The organism is Microbacterium testaceum (assembly GCF_003075375.1).
In the GTDB taxonomy this organism is placed as follows: domain Bacteria; phylum Actinomycetota; class Actinomycetes; order Actinomycetales; family Microbacteriaceae; genus Microbacterium; species Microbacterium testaceum_E.
Genome location: NZ_QDFT01000001.1, coordinates 170,497 through 189,514 on the forward strand (window position 1 = coordinate 170,497; position 19,018 = coordinate 189,514).

Annotated in this window: 15 protein-coding genes; 8 read left to right on the forward strand and 7 right to left on the reverse strand. The window is 71.5% G+C overall.

From position 1 onward, the window contains the following. Window positions 1–306: 306 nt before the first annotated feature. Window positions 307–756 carry an Rv3235 family protein gene (locus DC432_RS00695; protein WP_116536248.1) on the reverse strand — a complete coding sequence of 150 codons (450 nt, stop codon included), beginning with the start codon at window positions 754–756 and terminating at the stop codon, window positions 307–309. 362 nt (window positions 757–1,118) lie between these two features. On the opposite strand from DC432_RS00695, the gene DC432_RS00700 reads away from it, so the two are divergent. Beyond that, on the forward strand, window positions 1,119–2,615 hold the full coding sequence (locus DC432_RS00700; protein ID WP_116536249.1) for a sensor histidine kinase: 1,497 nt from the start codon (window positions 1,119–1,121) through the stop codon (window positions 2,613–2,615). Between the two features lie 187 nt (window positions 2,616–2,802). Here DC432_RS00700 and DC432_RS00705 read toward each other — a convergent pair whose 3' ends face one another. Continuing rightward, a complete protein-coding gene (locus DC432_RS00705) occupies window positions 2,803–3,051 on the reverse strand; it encodes a WhiB family transcriptional regulator (protein ID WP_013583608.1) in 249 nt (82 codons plus the stop codon). Between the two features lie 211 nt (window positions 3,052–3,262). On the opposite strand from DC432_RS00705, the gene DC432_RS00710 reads away from it, so the two are divergent. Next, window positions 3,263–3,643 carry a histidine kinase gene (locus DC432_RS00710; RefSeq protein ID WP_108317292.1) on the forward strand — a complete coding sequence of 127 codons (381 nt, stop codon included), beginning with the start codon at window positions 3,263–3,265 and terminating at the stop codon, window positions 3,641–3,643. Window positions 3,644–3,700: 57 nt separating this feature from the next. On the opposite strand, the gene bcp is transcribed toward DC432_RS00710, so the two are convergent. Genes bcp through aroA form a run of 3 tightly spaced genes read right to left on the reverse strand, consistent with a single transcriptional unit; the run spans window position 3,701 to window position 6,575 of the window. Then, window positions 3,701–4,174, reverse strand: coding sequence for a thioredoxin-dependent thiol peroxidase (gene bcp, locus DC432_RS00715; RefSeq protein ID WP_116536250.1), 474 nt, complete (start codon window positions 4,172–4,174; stop codon window positions 3,701–3,703). Then, window positions 4,171–5,232, reverse strand: coding sequence for a ribosome small subunit-dependent GTPase A (gene rsgA / locus DC432_RS00720; RefSeq protein ID WP_116536251.1), 1,062 nt, complete (start codon window positions 5,230–5,232; stop codon window positions 4,171–4,173). Before rsgA ends, bcp begins: the two co-directional genes overlap by 4 nt. Then, entirely contained in the window at window positions 5,229–6,575 is a 1,347-nt protein-coding gene (gene aroA, locus DC432_RS00725) for a 3-phosphoshikimate 1-carboxyvinyltransferase (RefSeq protein WP_116536252.1), read from the reverse strand. Before aroA ends, rsgA begins: the two co-directional genes overlap by 4 nt. A gap of 112 nt (window positions 6,576–6,687) precedes the next feature. On the opposite strand from aroA, the gene DC432_RS00730 reads away from it, so the two are divergent. From DC432_RS00730 to DC432_RS00750, 5 genes are all read left to right on the forward strand, one after another. Next, a complete protein-coding gene (locus DC432_RS00730) occupies window positions 6,688–7,281 on the forward strand; it encodes a sigma-70 family RNA polymerase sigma factor (RefSeq protein WP_108317299.1) in 594 nt (197 codons plus the stop codon). Beyond that, entirely contained in the window at window positions 7,278–7,520 is a 243-nt protein-coding gene (locus DC432_RS00735; protein WP_108317288.1) for a zf-HC2 domain-containing protein, read from the forward strand. Before DC432_RS00730 ends, DC432_RS00735 begins: the two co-directional genes overlap by 4 nt. Before the next feature lie 64 nt (window positions 7,521–7,584). Next, window positions 7,585–8,889: a GNAT family N-acetyltransferase gene (locus DC432_RS00740; protein ID WP_116536253.1), complete on the forward strand. Its 1,305-nt coding sequence runs from the start codon at window positions 7,585–7,587 to the stop codon at window positions 8,887–8,889. Between the two features lie 36 nt (window positions 8,890–8,925). Then, window positions 8,926–11,439 carry a bifunctional lysylphosphatidylglycerol flippase/synthetase MprF gene (locus DC432_RS00745; RefSeq protein ID WP_133177860.1) on the forward strand — a complete coding sequence of 838 codons (2,514 nt, stop codon included), beginning with the start codon at window positions 8,926–8,928 and terminating at the stop codon, window positions 11,437–11,439. Continuing rightward, window positions 11,436–12,737, forward strand: coding sequence for an esterase (locus DC432_RS00750; RefSeq protein ID WP_116536255.1), 1,302 nt, complete (start codon window positions 11,436–11,438; stop codon window positions 12,735–12,737). The genes DC432_RS00745 and DC432_RS00750 overlap by 4 nt, the downstream gene beginning before the upstream one ends. A 155-nt stretch (window positions 12,738–12,892) precedes the next feature. On the opposite strand, the gene DC432_RS00755 is transcribed toward DC432_RS00750, so the two are convergent. Further along, window positions 12,893–16,588, reverse strand: a complete 3,696-nt coding sequence (locus DC432_RS00755; protein ID WP_116536256.1) for a multifunctional oxoglutarate decarboxylase/oxoglutarate dehydrogenase thiamine pyrophosphate-binding subunit/dihydrolipoyllysine-residue succinyltransferase subunit — start codon at window positions 16,586–16,588, stop codon at window positions 12,893–12,895. A gap of 137 nt (window positions 16,589–16,725) precedes the next feature. Here DC432_RS00755 and DC432_RS00760 point away from each other — a divergent pair, with 137 nt between their 5' ends. Further along, the gene (locus tag DC432_RS00760; RefSeq protein WP_116536257.1) at window positions 16,726–18,186 is read left to right on the forward strand and encodes a GuaB1 family IMP dehydrogenase-related protein; all 1,461 of its coding nucleotides are present in this window, start codon (window positions 16,726–16,728) and stop codon (window positions 18,184–18,186) included. Here DC432_RS00760 and DC432_RS00765 read toward each other — a convergent pair. Then, window positions 18,176–19,018: glycoside hydrolase family 76 protein (locus DC432_RS00765; protein ID WP_207770714.1), on the reverse strand; the 843-nt coding region annotated here is incomplete at its 5' end. The genes DC432_RS00760 and DC432_RS00765 overlap by 11 nt on opposite strands.

Consider the following 19,018-nt stretch of genomic DNA (forward strand, 5'->3'; position numbering starts at 1 on the left):
GACGTGCAAGAGATGGGCTCAAGGGCGGGCGCCAGAAAAATCGGATTTCACGAGCGACTTCACCCTCGAACGGGGTTGTAGACCGCTGTCCGAGGTGAATCGTCTTGGGTTCCTGGGTTCCTGACTGCCGCGAGTAGCGACATGGATCGGCGTCTGCCGACGCGAGCACCGCTCGTCGGGAGCCGCCGCCGTCGTCGACTGTCGGGATCGAGGCTACGGGGTGCGGCGGAGCAAGAGGGGCGACGCCCCGCAGCCCGGCCCGATCGCCTCACGGTTCTGTCGTGAGGAAACCGGGCCGGGAGCGCGTCACAGGACTCCGAGCGAGGTCACGCGCCAGCGACCGTCCAGCCCCTCGAGACGAAGGGCCACCGCGCGGGTGCGGACGCGGGTGGTGACGATGACCGCCGCCTCCACCACGTGGTCGGCCGGTGAGGACACGTGCACGTTGCGGACCGCGTGCGTGGTGCGCAGAGCGGGGAGGCCGCGGGCGCTCCGCGCGCGGGCGGTCAGGTTGGCCCGGGCGACGACCGCGGAGTACACGTCACCGGACAGCCAGCGCGCGAGCTGATCCACCTCGCGGACCCCGGCGAGGACCTCGAGCACTCCATGGACGACCTGCACGGCGAAGGCGTCGGGCGGGGGCAGATCCGCGACCGCGGTCTTCTGTCTGCCGAAGTCGTCGGCGGATGCCGTGGCAGCGGGCGCGGTGGCGACGCGCTCGCGCGTCGGCGGGGTGCGGGTGCTGGAGTCGGACATGGTTCCCTTCCGTCGGTGAGGTGAGGCACGCGAGCGGGGGTGACGCCGACAGTAGGGCGGATCGCGCACACATGTGTATGTGTCCGCCGTGAGGGGGGCGGGTTTCGGCGTGGTGGGCGCGGCGAAACCGGGCGGGCGCTCAGCCATGGTGGGCATGCGTGTCACCGTGTCCACCGTTCGGGGGGAACGGCCGCTTCGCCCGGCCTGGTGCCGTCACCCGGGCGCGGTCCACGGCCCCTCGAGTCAGATCACCCGCGCTGTCACCGGGTTCGGCTGGCGTGGGCGGGGGCTTTCGCGCGTCTGATCACCCTGCGGCCCCTCCGGGCAGGGTCGCGAACGGGGGCGCCGTCTAGGCTGGGGGCGTGTCGACACTCAGTGAACTCGTCTACGCCCAAGGTCGCTCGAGCGAGGCCGACGTCGAGTGGCTGCACCGCCTCGCCGGCGACGGGCAGCTGCTGGCCGACCTGGCGTTCGCCGACATCGTCATCTGGGTGCCCACCCCCGACGATTCGTTCGTGGCGGTCGCGCACACCCGGCCCGGGGGAGCGGCGACGCTCTTCTACCGCGACATCGTGGGCGACCGGGTGCGTCCGCAGTGGCGCACGCAGGTGCGCGAGGCCTTCCAGAGCGGGCGCATCGTCGACTCGGCATCCCCCGACTGGTTCGAAGAGACCCCCACGCGCGTGCGCGCGGTGCCGATCGTGCGCGAGCTGTCACGCGAGGGCCACGCGGTCACGACGGTCGGCGTGCTCACCCGTCACACCAACCTCGGCGAGACGCGCACGCCGTCGCGTCAGCAGATCACGTTCAACGACTGCGCCGACGACCTCTTCGGCATGATCTCGTCGGCGGAGTTCCCCGACCTGTCGGCGCCCACCGCTCCGCGACGCGGCGCCCCCCGTGCCTCCGACGGCCTCATCCGGCTCGACGTCGACGGGATCACGACCTTCGCGAGCCCCAATGCGCTCTCGGCTTTCAACCGCATGGGCTTCGACGACGAGCTCGAGGGCGAGTCGCTCGCCGAGGTGACCGCCCGCATCCTCCCGGCGAAACGCCAGGATGTCGACGAGTCCCTGCCGGTCGTGGTCAGCGGTCGTGCGCCGTGGCGCGCCGACATGGAGGCGCGCGGCGTCCAGGTGTCGCTGCGCACCATCCCGCTGCGCAACCGCGGGACGCGCATCGGTGCGATCGTGCTCAGCCGCGACGTGACCGAGATCCGCCACCAGGAGCAGGAGCTCATCACCAAGGATGCGACCATCCGTGAGATCCACCACCGCGTCAAGAACAATCTGCAGACGGTGGCGTCGTTGCTGCGCATCCAGGCACGTCGCACGCACTCCGACGAGGCGCGGGACGCCCTGACGCAGGCGATGCGCCGCGTGTCGGCGATCGCCGTCGTGCACGACACCCTCTCCGAGGGACTGGCGCAGAACGTCGACTTCGACGACGTCTTCGCCCGCGTGCTCAAGCTCGTGGCCGAGGTCGCCGCAGCTCCCAACACCCGCGCGCGCACGCGCACGACCGGGCAGTTCGGCACCCTGCCGAGCCAGTTCGCGACACCGCTCGCCCTCGCGCTGACCGAGCTCGTCACCAACGCGGTCGAGCACGGCCTCGCCGGGCAGGAGGGCGACGTCGAGATTGCCGCGGAGCGCTCGGGCGAGATGCTCGAGGTCAGCGTGCGCGACACCGGCGTGGGGCTTCCCGAGGGACAGGTCGGACGGGGCCTGGGCACGCAGATCGTGCGCACCCTCATCCAGGGCGAGCTGGGCGGCACCATCGATTGGCACACGCTCATGGGCAGCGGTACCGAGGTCACGATCGAGATCCCCCTGCGCTACATCGGCGGCTCCGCGTCCTGAGGCGCCGAGCCCGGTGGCATCCGTCTGATTCCACGGATGCCACGGCCCGACGTCCGCGTCTCGATGACGTGCCGCGCAGCGGCGCCGGCGTCTCGTCCCGCCGGTCGCGACGGCTTGGCTCGTGATCGACGCCCGACAACGCGAAGACGCCCGCCCCGAGGGGCGGGCGCCTTCGCGGAATCCGGCGTCAGGACGCGCGGCGGGCGCGGGCGGCGCGGCGCTTGAGCGCGCGACGCTCGTCTTCGCTCAGGCCACCCCAGACACCCGAGTCCTGGCCGGACTCGAGGGCGTACTGCAGGCAGACCTCGGTGACGGTGCAGCGTGCGCAGACCGACTTGGCCTTCTCGATCTGGTCGACCGCGGGGCCGGTGTTGCCGACGGGGAAGAACAGTTCGGGGTCGACGGTCAGGCAGGCTGCTTTGTCGCGCCAATCCATAGGGGTGCTCCTTGTAACAGAATTTTCGACGATTCGGCACCGGGATTCGGGTCCGGTACCCTGGTGGGAACGCGAGCGATCGCTCGCCCCACTTCGCTGTGGGAGCACACGGCTTGTTCCATGCTCCCATAGCGATTCCGCCTGATCAAGAGGTAACCGGTAGGTTTCCGGAACGTAACGGCGCAGCCGCGCTCGCCGGGGAGGCTTTCCGATGCCCATTCGTCTGGCGGCCGCCGCTCTTCTGGGACTCGAGGCTCTCGGCATCCTGGCCCTCGCGGGCTGGCAGACCGTCGCGCTCATCGGCGGCGACACCGACTCGGTCGTCAGCTCGATCGCCCTCATCGTGCTCACCGTGATCGGTGCGGCCATCGTCGGCGCTTTCGCGGTCGCGACCGCGCGCGACGTGTCGGCGGGACGATCGGGCGGCATCGTGACCCAGCTGCTCATCCTGTCGGTCGCGATCGGCGCCGTCACGGGGGAGTGGGCCTCGCCGGGGATCGCGGTCCTCATCGCCGTCCCCGCCGTCATCGGACTCGTGCTGCTCGTGCTCGCCGTACGCGCGGGTGCCCCACGCCGTCGCGACGAGGACTGACACGACGAAAGACCCCGCCGGCCGCTGTCGCGGGGCGGGGTCTGTCGCTGCGGCGGGTCAGGCGGCCGCGAGGCCGAGCGTCTTGCGCAGGCGCGCGACGTGGCCGGTGGCCTTGACGTTGTAGAGCGCCTCGACGATCGCGCCCTCTTCGTCGACGACGAAGGTCGAGCGCAGGACGCCCGTGATCGTCTTGCCGTAGTTCTGCTTCTCGCCCCAGGCGCCGTATGCCTCGTGCACGGCGTGGTCGGGGTCGCTCAGCAGCGGGAACGTCAGGCCGTCGCTGTCGCGGAAGGCGCGCAGCTTCTCGGGGGTGTCGCGCGAGATGCCGAGAACCGTGTAGCCGGCGCCCTGCAGCGACGCGAGGCTGTCGCGGAAGTCGCAGGCCTGCGTCGTGCACCCGGGCGTCTGGGCAGCGGGGTAGAAGTACAGGATCACGCGTCGACCCCGGAAGTCGCTCAGCGAGACGGGGTGCTCGTCCTGATCCATCAGGGTGAAGTCGGGCGCGGCGGAGCCGGGTTCGAGGTTCGTCACCCCTCCAGCCTAGAACGCTCGATGCCCTGGAACGTCGTGAGCAGCCGCTGCAGCGAGTCCAGCCGAGCCGCCGCACCGGGACCGAGGCGCCCCGACTCGACGGCCTCGATGATCGCGCAGTCGGGGGCGTCGGGCAGGTGCGTGCAGCCGCGCGGGCAGTCCTCTGCGGCCTCGGCCAGATCGGTGAACGCCCCCAGGACGTGGGCGGGATCGACGTGGCCCAGACCGAACGAGCGGACGCCGGGGGTGTCGATCACCCACCCGCTACCGGCCGGTCCGCGGTAGCGCAGCGACACCGCCGACGACGACGTGTGCCGACCGCGGCCCGTGACGGTGTTGACGTGTCCGGTCGCCCGCTTCGACCCGGTGAGGGCGTTCACCAGGGTCGACTTGCCGACGCCGGAGTGCCCGACGAACACGGTCGCGTGCCCCGCGAGCGCTTCTCCGATCGCCTCGAGCGGCATGCGGCCCTGCGCGCTCGTGAACACGCGCAGGTCGATGCCGTCGAAGTGCGACAGGAACTCGGTCGGATCGGCCAGGTCAGTCTTGGTGACGACGAGCAGGGGACGGATGCCGGCATCCAGCGCCGCGACGAGGTACCGGTCGACGAGGCGTTCGCGCGGCTCGGGATCGGCAGCCGCGACGACGACGAGCATCTGGTCGGCGTTGGCGACGATGACCCGCTCGACCTGATCGGTGTCGTCGGCGCTGCGACGCAGCAGAGAGGTCCGGTCCTCGATGCCGACGATGCGCCCCAGGGTGCCCTCGTCGCCGGACAGGTCGCCGACCACGCGGGCGCGGTCGCCGTTGACGATCGGCTGCTTGCGCAGTTCGCGGGCGCGGGTGGCCAGGACCCGCCGCTCATCCGGCCCGTCCTCGTCGACGAGGACGGTGTACCGGCCCCGGTCCACACCCAGGACGCGCGCGATCTGCGCGTCCGCGTGCGCGGGGCGCCGCTTGGTGCGCGGACGATTGGCCTTGGGGTTGGGGCGGACGCGGATCGAGGACTCGTCGTAGGCGAGGTCGTCGTCGTCGTCCGCGTCGTCGAGCCAGCTCACGGGCGGTCCGCGGCATCCATCCCCAGCATGCTGCGCCACAGGGCGGCGAACTGGGGGAGGGTCTTGGCGGTGGTGCCGATGTCGTCGATCCGGACGCCCGGGACCTTCAGTCCGATGAGGGCGCCGGTGGTGGCGAGGCGGTGGTCGTGGTGCGCCTTCCACTCGCCGCCGTGCAGGGGCTGCGGGACGATGCGGATGCCGTCCTCGAGCTCGTGCGCCTCGCCGCCGATCGAGCGCAGGTTGCCGACGAGCGCGGCGATGCGGTCGGTCTCGTGACCGCGGATGTGGCCGATGCCGTGCAGCACAGTGGGGCCGTCGGCGAAGGCGGCGAGACCGAAGAGGGTGGGCGCGAGTTCTCCGGCGGCGGACAGGTCGAGATCGACGCCCAGGATGCCGTCGTCTCCGGCGGCGACCGTCAGGGCACCGCCGCGGCGGCTGACCCGCGCGCCCATCTCGGCGAGGATGTCGACCAGCAGGGCCCCGGGCTGGGTGCTGTGCAGCGGCCACCCCGTGACGGTGACGGACCCGCCGGCCACCATCGCCGCGGCCAGGAACGGCGCGGCGTTGGACAGATCGGGCTCGATCGCGACGTCTTTGCTGCGGACGGGACCGGCGGGCACGATCCATTCGCCCGGCGCCGGCCGTTCGACGTGGATCGCGCGATGCGCGAGGGACTCGACCGTCATGTCGATGTGCGGGATGCTCGGCAGGCGCGAGCCGACGTGCCGCAGGCGCAGGCCCACGTCGAAGCGCGCCGCCGCGAGCAGGAGTCCCGAGACGAACTGGCTCGACTGACTCGCGTCGATCTCGACCTCTCCGCCGCGGACGTGCCCGTGGCCACGCACCGAGAAGGGCAGGGCCCAGTGGCCGCCGTCGTCGATGTCGACGCCGACGTCGCGCAGGGCGCGGATCATCGCGCCCATCGGGCGGTGCAGGGCGCTCTCGTGGGCGGTGACGTGCACGTCGCCGCGCGCGAGGCCCGCGAGCGGCGCGATGAAGCGCATGACGGTTCCGGCCTGGCCGCAATCGACCGTGGTGCCGCCGGTGAACGTCGCGGGCGGGGTGACCTGCAGGTCGGGGCCGAAGGGCGAGTCGGTCTCGAGCTCGTCGATCCCCACGCCGAGGGCGCGAAGCGCGTCGACCATGCGCGCGGAATCGTCGGAGTGCAGGGGGGCTCGCAGGATGCCGGGGCCGTCGGCGATCGCGGCGAGGATGAGCTCGCGGTTGGTGAGGGACTTCGAACCCGGCACCGTGAGGGTGGCATCCACCGCTCCGGAGGCGACGGGCGCGTCCCACTCGCCGCGAGGAGTGGCGGCCGAAGGGGAATACCCGAGTGCAGTCATCGGTTCCTAGCCTACTGAAAGGGGACGACACGTGACCGCACTTCTGGAGCGAGACCGCACCGTGGCAGCCATCCCGGTGGCCGTGACGGGGCGCGACGTAGACTTGCGCCCGATGAACGACACCGCAGACGCGACGGAGCCCCGCGCACAGTTCGAAGAGCAGGCCCTGCCCTTCATGGATCAGCTCTACGCGGCGGCCATGCGCATGACGCGCAACCCCGCCGACGCGGCCGACCTCGTGCAGGAGACCTTCGTGAAGGCCTTCGGCTCGTGGGCGTCCTTCACGCAGGGCACGAACCTCAAAGCGTGGCTCTACCGCATCCTGACGAACACGTACATCAACACGTATCGCAAGAAGCAGCGCGAGCCGTACCAGAGCGCGATCGACGACCTCGAGGACTGGCAGCTCGGCGGTGCCGAGTCCACCACCGCCTCGAGCGCCCGCTCGGCCGAGGCCGAGGCGATCGATCACATGCCGGCATCCGTCGTCAAAGACGCCCTGCAGTCGATCCCCGAGGATTTCCGGATGGCGGTGTACCTCGCCGACGTCGAGGGCTTCGCCTACCAGGAGATCGCCGACATCATGAAGACCCCCATCGGCACGGTCATGAGCCGTCTGCACCGCGGACGACGCCTTCTTCGTGACCTGCTGTCGGACTACGCCAAGGAGCGCGGCATCCACACCGCGACGGGAGAGAAGAAATGAGCGACTGCGGCTGCGACAAGGCACGACGCGACCTCGAGGAGTACCTGCGCAACGAGGTCTGCAAGACCGAGGCGAAGGACATCCGCGAGCACCTGGAGAACTGCCCCGGATGCCAGGACGAGGCGCACGTCGCCCGGACCCTGACCGAGGTCGTCGCCCGGGCGTGCAAAGAGACGGCGCCCGAAGAGCTGCGCGACCAGGTGCTCTCGCGCCTGCGCGCCATCCAGGCCACCCACTGACCGTCGCCGTCACCGTGTGACGGATCGCCGGGCGCGTGTCGGGGGTCGTCCGTAGGGTGGAGCGATGGCATCCATCGATCCTCTGACGCTGCCCCTCGACGACACCTCCGCGGCGGATCTCGCCGCGAACGGCCTCGACTACGCCCGCGTGGATGCCGACGGCCCCGGCTTCCGCCCGTTCCAGCGGGCCGTGGCGCGGGGATTCCTCGGCGCCGAGTCCAGTGACGACGAGGCCGAGAACGCCCGCCTGACGCTGCGCACGCGTCGTCTGACCGGGGTCTTCGACCGCAGCGCGATCGAGCCCGAGGTGCCCGTCGGCACGGTCGACTCCTGGGTGGCACCGCTGACGACCTCGCCGGGGCGCCAGCTCGACATGTGGTCGATCAGCGCCGTCACGGTGGCTCCCACGCACCGTCGTCGCGGCATCGCCCGCGCGATGCTGGGCGGCGAGCTGCGGACGGCCGCCGCGGCGGGCGCCGCCCTCGCCGGTCTCACGGTGACCGAAGCCACGATCTACGGACGCTGGGGATTCTCGCCGGCGACGTGGGCATCGGACGTCGTCGTCGACACGCGCCGCGCCCGCTGGGCCGGGCCGACGGCACCCGGGCGGCTGGACTTCGTGCCGCGCGAGGGGCTCGCCGCGCGCATCTCGGCGGTGCACGAGCGCGTCCGGGTCCAGCGCCCCGGCTCCGTGCCCGGGTGGGACGGCCGTTGGCGGGGCCTGGCGGGCACGGCCCCCGGCGACAAAGAGGCCGAGAAGGTGCGCGCCGTCGTCTACCGCGACACCGAGGGCGTGGAGCGCGGCATCCTCGTCTACACGATCGCCGAGGCGGAGTCGTTCACCGCGCACGAGCTGAACGTGCGCGCGCTCTTCGCCGACGGGGGCGAGGCGACCGCCGCGCTGTGGCGTTTCGCGATCGAGCACGACCTCGTCGCGCAGGTCAAGGCGTGGCTGCAGCCGCCGGTCCCGCCGGTGCAGTGGATGGTGGTCGACCGACGGGCCGTGACCGCGACCCTCACCGATCACCAGTGGCTGCGCGTGCTCGACGTTCCGCAGGCGCTGGCGTCCCGCCGGTACAGTGCGCCCCTCGACGTCGTGCTGCGGGTCAGCGACCCCCTCGGGTTCGCCGAGGGTGACTGGCACGTGCGCGTCGACGACGGCGGAGAGGCTCTCGTCGAGCGTGCCGGCGACGCCTCCGCCGAGGTGGTGACGGGCGGGGTGAACGCGCTCGGCTCCCTGCTGCTCGGCGGGGTGCGCGCGAGCGAGCTCGCCGAAGCGGGAGCGCTCGGTGGGTCGGCCCACGCGCTCGCCGCGATCGACCGTTCCTTTGCGCCCGCTATGACTCCGCTGCTCGACATCTGGTACTGATCCCGCCGCCGCGGCTTTGCTCATAGGCTTGCGCCGATGTCCGAAACAGCCCCACCCCCGGCCGAAGAGCGCACCCCGTCGCGGTGGGGCGTGGTCGCGTCGTTCGCGCGCCACTACCTCTCCCGCAACCCCGTCGCCGTGGCCACGGCGGTCCTCGTGCTCACCGCCGCGGCCGCCACGGGGTCGCTGTGGAACGACGAGGGCGCCCTCGTCTGGGGCGCCGGACCCCTGGCGACGTTCGCCAGTGGCCGGTGGTGGACGCTGCTGACCGCGCTCGTCGTGCCGGACTCGACCGTCGACGCAGTGTCATCCGTCGTGCTCGCCCTGACGGTGCTGGCCTACGCCGAGCGCCTGCTCGGGTCGCGACGCACGGCCGTCGTGCTGGGGGCCGTCGGCTTCTCGGGCCTGCTGCTGGGCATCGGCTTCCACGCCGCCGCCTGGGCGCTGACCGATCTGCGACCGGTGGTGGCCGCCGAGGTGCCCGTGCTCGACCCGACGACCCCGATCGCCGGGGCCGTCATGGCGGCATCGGCCCTCGCCCCCACCCTGTGGCGGCGCCGGGTGCGGTTGGTCGGCTTCGCCTTCCTGGCGCTGTTCGCGCTCTACGCCGGTGACGCCGACAGCTGGTACCGCCTCACCGCGGCGGTCATCGGCCTGATCGTGGGCGCCGTCCTCGCGCGGGGACGCGAGCGTCGTTCGTGGCACCGCAGCTCCGCCCGAGAGACCCGGACGCTGTTGGCCATGCTCGTGGCCGTCGTCGGCTCCGGCCCCATCGTCGCCCTGATCAGCGGCGGCGGACGAGGGCCGCTGTCGCTGGTGGTCGACGCGTACACGCAGTACGACGACGAGCTGCTCGCACAGTGCGGGTCGGTCGCGGCATCCGTGTGCGACGAACAGGTCGCGCTGCTGATGACGCGCGGCGCCGGCCCCGCGCTCCTCGCCATCGTTCCGCTCGTGCTGCTGCTGGTCGCGGCCTGGGGTCTTCGCCAGGGCAGACGGGCGGCGTGGGTCGTCGCGGTCTTCGTCCTCGTCGCGTCGGCGGTCTTGCCGATCGTGTCGCTGCTGGACGGGCGCCTGCGCATCGATCCGTGGGTCGACGGCAGCGGCGCCGAGTACGTGCTGTGGGCCCTCGCGTCGATCGTCATCCCCCTCGCCCTGGCGACAGCGCTGATGGTGGCGCGCGCCCGTTTCACGGTCCGCGCGACGACGAAGGCCGCCCGCACCGTCGCGCTCGTGGTGGGCACCGCCTTCGTCGTGTGCGCCACGACCCTGTTCGTCGTCGAGTCGATCGGCCGACGCGTCTTCGATCGCGAGGTCTCGGTCGCGGACCTCGTGCTGTTGACGCTCCGTCGCTTCCTGCCCCCGGCCTTCACCCATCCCGGCGGTTCGCCCGCCTTCCCGCACAGCGGGCCGGCGCTCTTCGCCTACCAGTGGGTGGGCGTGCTGTTCTGGGCGATCGTGGTCGCGGCGATCCTCTGGCTCTACCGCCGGATCCAGCGTCCCGACGTCGACGGCGACGATCTCTACCGCGAGCTGCTGCGGCGGGGGAGCGACACGCTCGGCTTCCTCGGGACGTGGGAGGGCAACCGGCACTGGTACTCCGCCGACCGCAGCTGCGCCGTCGCCTACCGTCTGGTGGGCGACGTCGCCCTCGCCGTCGCCGACCCCCTGGCCCCGGCCGGTCGACGGCCCGAGGCGCTGCGGGAGTTCACCGACTTCTGCGTCGACCAGGGATGGATCCCCGCGTTCTACAGCGTCCACGCCGACACACTCGCCGACCTCGTCGACCTCGGATGGCGCAGCGTGCCGGTCGGCGTCGAGACCGTGATGGATCTTCCCGGCCTGACCTTCGCCGGCAAGAGCTGGCAGAAGGTGCGTCAGCCCCTCACACGCGCCGAGCGCGAGGGCTACACCGCCGTGGGGTCCCGGTGGAGCGAGCTGAGCGTGTCGCAGGCGTCGCAGGTCGTGGCGATCGATGAGGAGTGGGTCGCTGATCGCGCCCTGCCCGAGATGGGCTTCACCCTCGGATCGCTCGACGAACTGCGCGACCGCGAGGTGCGCCTGCTGCTCGCGGTCGGTCCCGACGACCGTATCGAGGCGGTGACGAGTTGGATGCCGAGCTGGACCGACGGTGAGATCAGCGGCTGGACGCTCGACTTCATGCGGCGTCGGACCGACGGACCCAACGGCATGATGGAGTTCCTCATCGCGAAGGCCGCCCTGCAGCTGCAGGAGGAGGGAGCCATGGTCCTCAGCCTCTCGGGCGCTCCCCTCGCCGACGACCCCGACGAACCGGCCGACGGCGATCCCGCGCCGCTGCGGGCTCTGCTGCGCTGGCTCGCCGAGGTGCTCGAGCCGGCGTACGGTTTCGCCTCGCTCTTCCGGTTCAAGGGCAAGTTCCGCCCGCGCTACCGCCCCCTGGCTCTGGCCTACCGTGATCCCCTGCAGCTGCCCGGGATCGGCGCCGCCGTCGGCCGCGCGTACCTGCCGGACGCCTCGCGCCGCGAGATGGTGGCGCTGGCGCGCACCGCCTGGGAGGGGCGGCGGTGAACAGATTCCTTCTGTCGTTCGAGCTCATCGACAGCCCTGTGCTGGCGATCTGCGCGGCGATCGCCGCGCTCGGTGTGATCGCCGTCCTCCTCCTTCCTCGCCGCCGTCTGCTGGTCTCCGCCGCGATCGCGGGGGCAGCCGGGGTCGCCATGTTCGTCGTGACGAAGATCCTGGAGTCGATGGACACGTTCCAGGGGCCACTCCCCGAGGGGGCCGTCTGGTGGGCGTCGGGAGCGGTCGCGGCCATCGCCCTGGGCGTGTTCGGGATCTGCCGCGCACCGTGGCTGCGCCGCGTCGCCGGCGTCGTGACGGTGCTGGCGGCGCTGCTGGCCGGCGGCCTCGGCGTGAACGCCTCGTACGGCGTCACGCACAATCTCGCGGCCATCCTCGGGGTGCAGGCGCTCGACCCGGCCACGCTGCCCGCTCAGGACGCGGCAACGGGCGACCCGGCGACGCTGTACCAGACGTGGACGCCGCCGGCCGATATGCCGGCGAAAGGCTCGGTCAGCGCGCTGACGGGCGCGACCAAGATCCCCACGGGGCAGTACGCCGCTCGCGACGCATCGCTCTACCTGCCGCCCGCCGCTCTGGTGGCCAACCCGCCGGCCCTTCCGCTGCTGGTGTTCATGATGGGCCAGCCCGGGTCGCCGGATCCGACGGCACTGGCCAAGGCCCTCGACGCGTTCGCGGCCGCGAACAACGGGCTCGCGCCCATCGCCGTCGTCGTGGACCAGCTGACCGCGCCCGACCGTGATCCGGCGTGCGTGGACTCCGCGAAGTTCGGGGCCGTCGCGACGTACATCAATCAACTCGTCCCCCAGTGGGCCGAGAAGAACCTCAACATCGTCACCGACCACCGGTACTGGACGATCGGGGGCTTCTCGAACGGCGGCTCCTGCGCGGCCCTCTACGGCTCCCAGCATCCCGATGTGTGGGGACAGATGCTCGACGTCATGGGCAACGAGTTCCCCGGATCGGAGCACGTCGGTCAGACGGTCTCGGACGTCTACAACGGAAACGCGGCAGCTTTCCAAGCGGCGAAGCCGTCGGTCATCATGGCTGCGGCGGCACCGGGAACCTACACGGACCACACCGCCATCTTCACGTGGGGCAGCGCCGACACGGTGTTCGGCCCCGGCCAGCTCGCCAACTCCCAGGCGGCCAAGGCGGCCGGCTTCACGACCCTCACGTTCGTCGTCGAGGGCGGAGGACACACCGGCGAGACGCTCGACGCGAGCCTCGCGTGGGCCCTGCCGGCGCTCGCCCCGGCTCTGGGGCTGGCCGCGCCGGCATCCTGAGCTCCCTCCGTCTGCGAGGCGGGAGCGCGGTACGCGGGTGGGACCGAGCTTCGACGTGCCGACCCGGGACGCACCGCGCGGCGGCGCGTGCCGCCGAACCCGCGGAACGCGAAAGGCCCGGTCGACGAATCGACCGGGCCTTCAGCGTTTCGGCGTCAGCGCGCGAGCGCCTCTTTCATGATCGCGGCGTGCTCGGCGGCGTGCACCTTGGGCGAACCGGTCGCCGTCGAGGCGGCGGCCGCACGCGAGATGCGGCGCACGGGGCGACCGAGCCGCTCGGCGACCTCGAGGGCGATGAACGGCCAGGCGCCCTGGTTCTCGGGCTCGTCCTGGACCCAGACGAGCTCGGCGCCCGGGTACTGGGCCAGCACCTGGTTCAGCTCGTCGACCGGTGCGGGGTAGTACTGCTCGACGCGCACGAGGGCGATCTCGGGGTTGGGGTTCTTGTCGAGCTCGGCGCGCAGATCCCAGTGGATCTTTCCCGCGTGCAGCAGCACGCGCGTCACGGCGCCGCGGTCGATGCCGCGGTCGTCGTCCAGCACCGGTTCGAACCGACCCTCGAGGAAGTCCTCGACGGGGCTGGTCGCGCCGCGCAGGCGCAGCATGGCCTTGGGCGTGAACACGACCAGCGGACGGCGCGGACGCTGGTACGCCTGACGGCGCAGCAGGTGGAAGTACGACGCGGGCGTCGACGGACGCGCCACGATCATGTTGTCCTGCGCGCACATCTGCAGGTAGCGCTCGATACGCGCCGACGAGTGGTCGGGCCCCTGGCCCTCGTACCCGTGGGGGAGCAGAAGGACGACGCTCGACTGCTGCGCCCACTTCTGGTCGGCCGAGGAGATGAACTCGTCGATCACCGACTGCGCACCGTTGGCGAAGTCGCCGAACTGGGCCTCCCACAGCACGAGCGCATCGGAGCGCTCGACCGAGTAGCCGTACTCGAAGGCCATCGCGGCGTACTCGCTGAGCAGCGAGTCGTACACCCAGAAGCGGCCCTGGTTCTCGCTCAGGTTGGCCAGCGGCAGCCATTCCTGGCCGTTGTCGCGGTCGTGCAGCACCGAGTGACGCTGGACGAACGTGCCGCGACGCGAGTCCTGTCCGGCGAGGCGCACCGGGGTGCCCTCCATCAGCACGGAGCCGAAGGCGAGAAGCTCGCCGAAAGCCCAGTCGATGTTGCCGTTGCGGCTCATGTCGAAGCGCTTGTCGAGCAGCTGCTGGAGCTTGGTGTGCACCGTGAAGCCGTCGGGCTTGTTCACGAACGCGTCGCCGATGTGCTGCACGACCTCGCGCGAGACGCCGGTGGTCTCGGGCGCGCCGGTGACCGGCTCGTCGGCCGCGTCGGTGGCGATGACGGGGTTGGTCCCCGTCTCGGCCTCGTGGGTGTCGGCGAACGCGACCTCGAGTCGGCTCTGGAAGTCCTGCTTCGCCTGCTCGTACTCGTCCTCGGTGATGTCGCCACGACCGACGAGCGACTCCGTGTACAGGCGACGGACCGACCGCTTGGCCTCGATGAGGTTGGTCATGAGCGGCTGCGTCATCGAGGGGTCGTCGCCCTCGTTGTGACCGCGGCGGCGGTAGCAGACGAGGTCGATCACGATGTCGCGGTGGAACTCCTCGCGGTACAGGAACGCGAGCTCCGCGGCGCGGACGACGGCCTCGGGGTCGTCGCCGTTGACGTGCAGGATCGGAGCCTGGATCGTCTTGGCGACGTCCGTGGCGTAGACCGAGGTGCGGGCGTCGGTGGGCGTGGTGGTGAAACCGACCTGGTTGTTGACCACGACGTGGATCGTGCCGCCCGTGCGGTAGCCGCGCAGCTGCGACATCTGCAGGGTCTCGACGACCACTCCCTGGCCGGCGAACGCGGCGTCGCCGTGCACGAGGATGGGCAGCCACGAGAACGTGCCGATGGGCTTGCGGTCCTGCTTGGCGCGGACGATGCCCTCGAGCACGCCGTCGACGGTCTCGAGGTGCGAGGGGTTGGCTGCGAGGTAGACGGGCAGCTCGTCGCCCTGGTCGCCGACGAAGGTGCCCTCGGTGCCGAGGTGGTACTTGACGTCGCCCGAGCCGCGCTTGCTGCCGATCGCGACCGCACCCTCGAACTCGCGGAAGACGTGGCCGTAGGTCTTACCGGCGATGTTGGTCAGCACGTTGAGACGACCGCGGTGGGCCATGCCGATGGCGGCGCCGTCGAGACCCGCGGATGCCGCGCCCTGCAGGATCTGGTCGAGCAGCGGGATCAGCGACTCGCCGCCCTCGAGGCTGAAGCGCTTCTGACCGACGTACTTGGTCTGCAGGAACGTCTCGAAGGCCTCGGCCTGATTGAGCTTGGACAGGATCCGCAGCTGCTCGTCGTGGCCGGGCTTGGTGTACTTGACCTCGATGTTGCGCTGGAACCACTGGCGCTGCGCGGGGTCCTGGATGTGCATGTACTCGACGCCCATGGTGCGGCAGTACGAGTCGCGCAGCACCCCGAGGATGTCGCGGAGCTTGGCGACGCGCTTGCCGCCGAGGCCGTTGGTGACGAACTCGCGGTCGAGGTCCCAGAAGGTGAGCCCGTGCGACTCGATCTCGAGGTCGGGGTGCGTGCGCTGCACGTACTCGAGCGGGTCGATGTCGGCCATGAGGTGGCCGCGCACGCGGTAGGAGTTGATGAGCTCCTGGACGCGGGCGCTCTTGTCGATGCGCTCCGAGATGTCGACGCTGATGTCGGCGGCCCAGTGGATGGGCGCGTACGGGATGCGCAGCGCGGCGAAGATGTCGTCGTAGAAGCCGCGCTGGCCGATGAGCAGCTCGTGCACGATCTTGAGGAATTCACCCGAACCGGCACCCTGGATGACGCGGTGGTCGTACGTGCTGGTGAGCGTGATCGTCTTGCCGATCGCGAGCTCGTTGAGCGTCTTGTCGCTCGCGCCCTGGAACTCGGCGGGGTAGTCGAGGGCTCCCGCGCCGATGATGGCGCCCTGACCGCGCATGAGGCGGGGCACGGAGTGCACGGTGCCGATGCCGCCGGGGTTGGTCAGCGAGATCGTCGTGCCCTGGAAGTCGCCCGGGGTCACCTTGTTGGTGCGGGCGCGGCGCACGAGGTCCTCGTAGGACGCGAGGAATTCACCGAACGTGAGGGTGTCGGCGCGCTTGATGCTGGGCACCAGGAGGGCGCGCGTGCCGTCGGGCTTGGGCATGTCGATCGCGATGCCGAGGTTGACGTGCGCGGGGGCCACGACCGAGGGCTTGCCGTCGACCTCGGCGTAGTACACGTTCTGGCTCGGGAACTGCTTGAGCGCCTGGATCAGCGCCCACCCGATGAGGTGGGTGAAGCTGACCTTGCCACCGCGCGTGCGGGACATGTGGTTGTTGATGACGATGCGGTTGTCGATCATCAGCTTGGCCGGGATCGTGCGCACGCTCGTCGCGGTGGGCACCGTGAGCGAGTCGTCCATGTTGGACGCCAGGGCCTTCGGCATCCCCTTGAGGACCGTCACACGGTCTTCTTCGGTGCTCTCGGAGCCGGCCGAGGGCACCGCGTTGGGCGCCTGCGCCGGGATCGGCTGCGGCTTGGCGGGCTTGGCGGTGGTACGCGCCACGGGCGCCTGACCGACGACCGGGATCGGCGCCGTCACGGGCTTGGGTTCGGAGGGGGCCGCCGACTGCACGGCCGGAGCCGGGGGCGGGGGAGCGGCGGCGGAGGATCCGTCGACGACCGGGTGGTACGCCTCCAGGATCGGCCACCAGGCCTTGTCTACGGAGTGCTTGTCGACTTTGAACTGTTCGTAGAGTTCGTCTACGAGCCACTCGTTCGCGCCGAACTCGCCCTCGCTCGAAGTACCGACGCCCGTCACCTGGCTCGACACAGTCGATCGCCTGCTTTCCTCGATGAAGATTCCTGTGGATGCGCCGACGTCCCCGTCACGCGCGTCTTCCAGCCTAGCCGAGGTTCTCGGACGGCTATCTGGTCTTTACATTCCTCTGATGTGGTGAGGTGGATGCCATGGAGTTCTCCGGTGCGCAACCCGACGTCGACCTGACCTACTCGGACGTGTTCCTCGTCCCCCGTCATTCCGAGGTGCGCAGCCGCCTCGACGTCGACCTGGCCCCCGCCGACGGCAGCGGGGCCACCCTCCCTCTGGTGTCCGCCAACATGAACTCGGTCACGGGCACGCGCCTCGCGGCGACCCTGGCGCGTCGCGGCGGCCTGGGCGTCCTGCCGCAGGACCTGGCGCTGCCGCAGCTGCTGGAGGCGGTGGAGCGGGTCAAGTCCCAGCCGGTGGCGTGGGACGCCCCGCTCGTGCTGCCGCCGACGGCGACCGTCGCCGACGCGCGTCTGATCCTGCCGCCGGTCCCGGGACGGGGCATCGTGGTCGCGGACGTCCGGGACGACGGCGCGATCGCGCTCGCGGACTTCCGCGGCATCGTGCCCGCGCCGCGTCTGGCCACCGCTCTGCCCGACGCCACCCTGGGCGACATCGCCCGCAAGGATGCCCCCGTCGTCGAGGTGGCGCAGGTCGGAGACCCGCGCGAGGTGTTCGCGCTCATCGAGGAGGCGGGCGTCGACATCGTCCCCGTCGTCGACGGCGACCGCGTCGTCGGGACCCTCTCGGGGCGCAGCGCCCTGCGCGACTCGGTCTACCGTCCCGCCGTCGACGCGGACGGCCGTCTCATCGTGGCCGCCGCCGTCGGCGTCAACGGCGACGTGGCGGGCAAGGCGAAGGCGCTCGCCGCCGCGGGCGTCGACGTGCTGGTCGTCGACACCGCGCACGGTCACCAGGCGCAGATGCTGCGGGCGCTGCGCGAGGTCGCGGCGCTGGATCTGGGCATCCCGATCGCCGCGGGCAACGTCGTCACGGCCGACGGGGTCCGCGACCTCACGGACGCGGGGGCGACGATCCTCAAGGTCGGCGTGGGTCCGGGCGCGATGTGCACGACCCGCATGATGACGGCGGTGGGCCGCCCGCAGTTCTCCGCGGTCCTCGAGACGGCCGAGGCGGCGCGCGCCGCGGGCGCCCACGTCTGGGCGGACGGGGGCGTGCGCTACCCGCGCGACGTGGCCCTGGCGCTGGCCGCGGGCGCGGCATCCGTGATGATCGGATCCTGGTTCGCCGGCACGATCGAGTCCCCCGGGCGGCTGCGCAGCGACGAGCGGGGACTGCTGTACAAGGAGTCGTGGGGCATGGCCTCGACCAAGGCGGTCCAGGGCCGGTTCGGGCGTCTCGACCCCTTCGAGCGGGCGCGCAAGGAGCTCTTCGCCGAGGGCATCTCGTCGTCGAAGATCTACCTCGACCCGCAGCGTCCGGGCCTCGAGGACCTGCTCGACATGATCACCTCGGGCGTGCGCTCGTCGTTCACCTACGCCGGTGCCGCGACGGTGGCGCAGTTCCACGAGCGGGCGCGCGTGGGCCTGCAGTCGGCCGCGGGTTACGAGGAGGGAAAGGCCCTGCCCGTCAGCTGGTGAGACCGCGCTCCAGGCTCGCCGCGGCCTCGAGGGTGATCCACGCGCCGAGCTGGACCGAGAGGTCGAGGTCGTCTCCGGCGGCCGCGGCCGAGCGCCGCGGGTCGGCCGGGAACAGTCCGTCCCGGCGCGCGTCCCACAGGGCGTCGGCGTTGCGCCGAACGAGCCGACGCGCGGCGGCCGCGGCCCTCTCGCTCCCGGGGTCGTCCGAGTCGGCGAACTCCGCGGCGGCCTCGGCGAGATAGCGGGCCAGGATGCCGGCGAACAGGCCGCCATCGCCCCCGCCCGCGGCGGGGAACAGGCCGTCGTCGGCGGCGCACCAGCGCTCGACCGCGAGGATCAGCTCGCGCGCGCGGCGCACGTGCCGCCACGCCGGATCGGCGTCGTCGCCGAGAGCCGCTTCGCCCAGGAGCAGCTCGAGACCGATCGTCGCGCCCTGGTTGTAGGTCCACAGCTCGGATCGGACCACCCCGTGCTCGACGCCGTCGCGCACGAGCCCGGTCGCCTCGTCGTCGAGGGTGGATGCCATCCACCCGGCGAGGGCGACGGCCTCGGCGCGGTGACCGGTGAGCGCGAGCACCGCGGCTCCCGGCGCGTTCGCCGGGGCGTTGTAGAGGTCGCTGCCGACGCTCCAGGGCAGCGCGCCGTGGGCGGGGTCGATCGCCTCGCCCAGGATGCGCGAGATCTTGCGCAGTGCGCGGGTGTCGGCGCCGCTGGAGAAGAGCCCGAGTCCCATCCAGGCGATGTCGTCGTAGAACGGTGTCGTCCAGCGGCCGAGGGTGCGCAGGGTCACCCCGCGTCGCAGGCGTCGGAGCAGTCGTCGACGGCGCGGGTC

Bases quoted from the DNA above. Each gene is read 5' to 3' on its own strand.
- DC432_RS00695 (WP_116536248.1), bottom strand. From the start codon at position 756: ATGTCCGACTCCAGCACCCGCACCCCGCCGACGCGCGAGCGCGTCGCC.
- DC432_RS00705 (WP_013583608.1), bottom strand. From the start codon at position 3,051: ATGGATTGGCGCGACAAAGCAGCCTGCCTGACCGTCGACCCCGAACTG.
- DC432_RS00710 (WP_108317292.1), top strand. From the start codon at position 3,263: ATGCCCATTCGTCTGGCGGCCGCCGCTCTTCTGGGACTCGAGGCTCTC.
- aroA (WP_116536252.1), bottom strand. From the start codon at position 6,575: ATGACTGCACTCGGGTATTCCCCTTCGGCCGCCACTCCTCGCGGCGAG.
- DC432_RS00730 (WP_108317299.1), top strand. From the start codon at position 6,688: ATGAACGACACCGCAGACGCGACGGAGCCCCGCGCACAGTTCGAAGAG.
- DC432_RS00735 (WP_108317288.1), top strand. From the start codon at position 7,278: ATGAGCGACTGCGGCTGCGACAAGGCACGACGCGACCTCGAGGAGTAC.
- DC432_RS00740 (WP_116536253.1), top strand. From the start codon at position 7,585: ATGGCATCCATCGATCCTCTGACGCTGCCCCTCGACGACACCTCCGCG.
- DC432_RS00745 (WP_133177860.1), top strand. From the start codon at position 8,926: ATGTCCGAAACAGCCCCACCCCCGGCCGAAGAGCGCACCCCGTCGCGG.
- DC432_RS00760 (WP_116536257.1), top strand. From the start codon at position 16,726: ATGGAGTTCTCCGGTGCGCAACCCGACGTCGACCTGACCTACTCGGAC.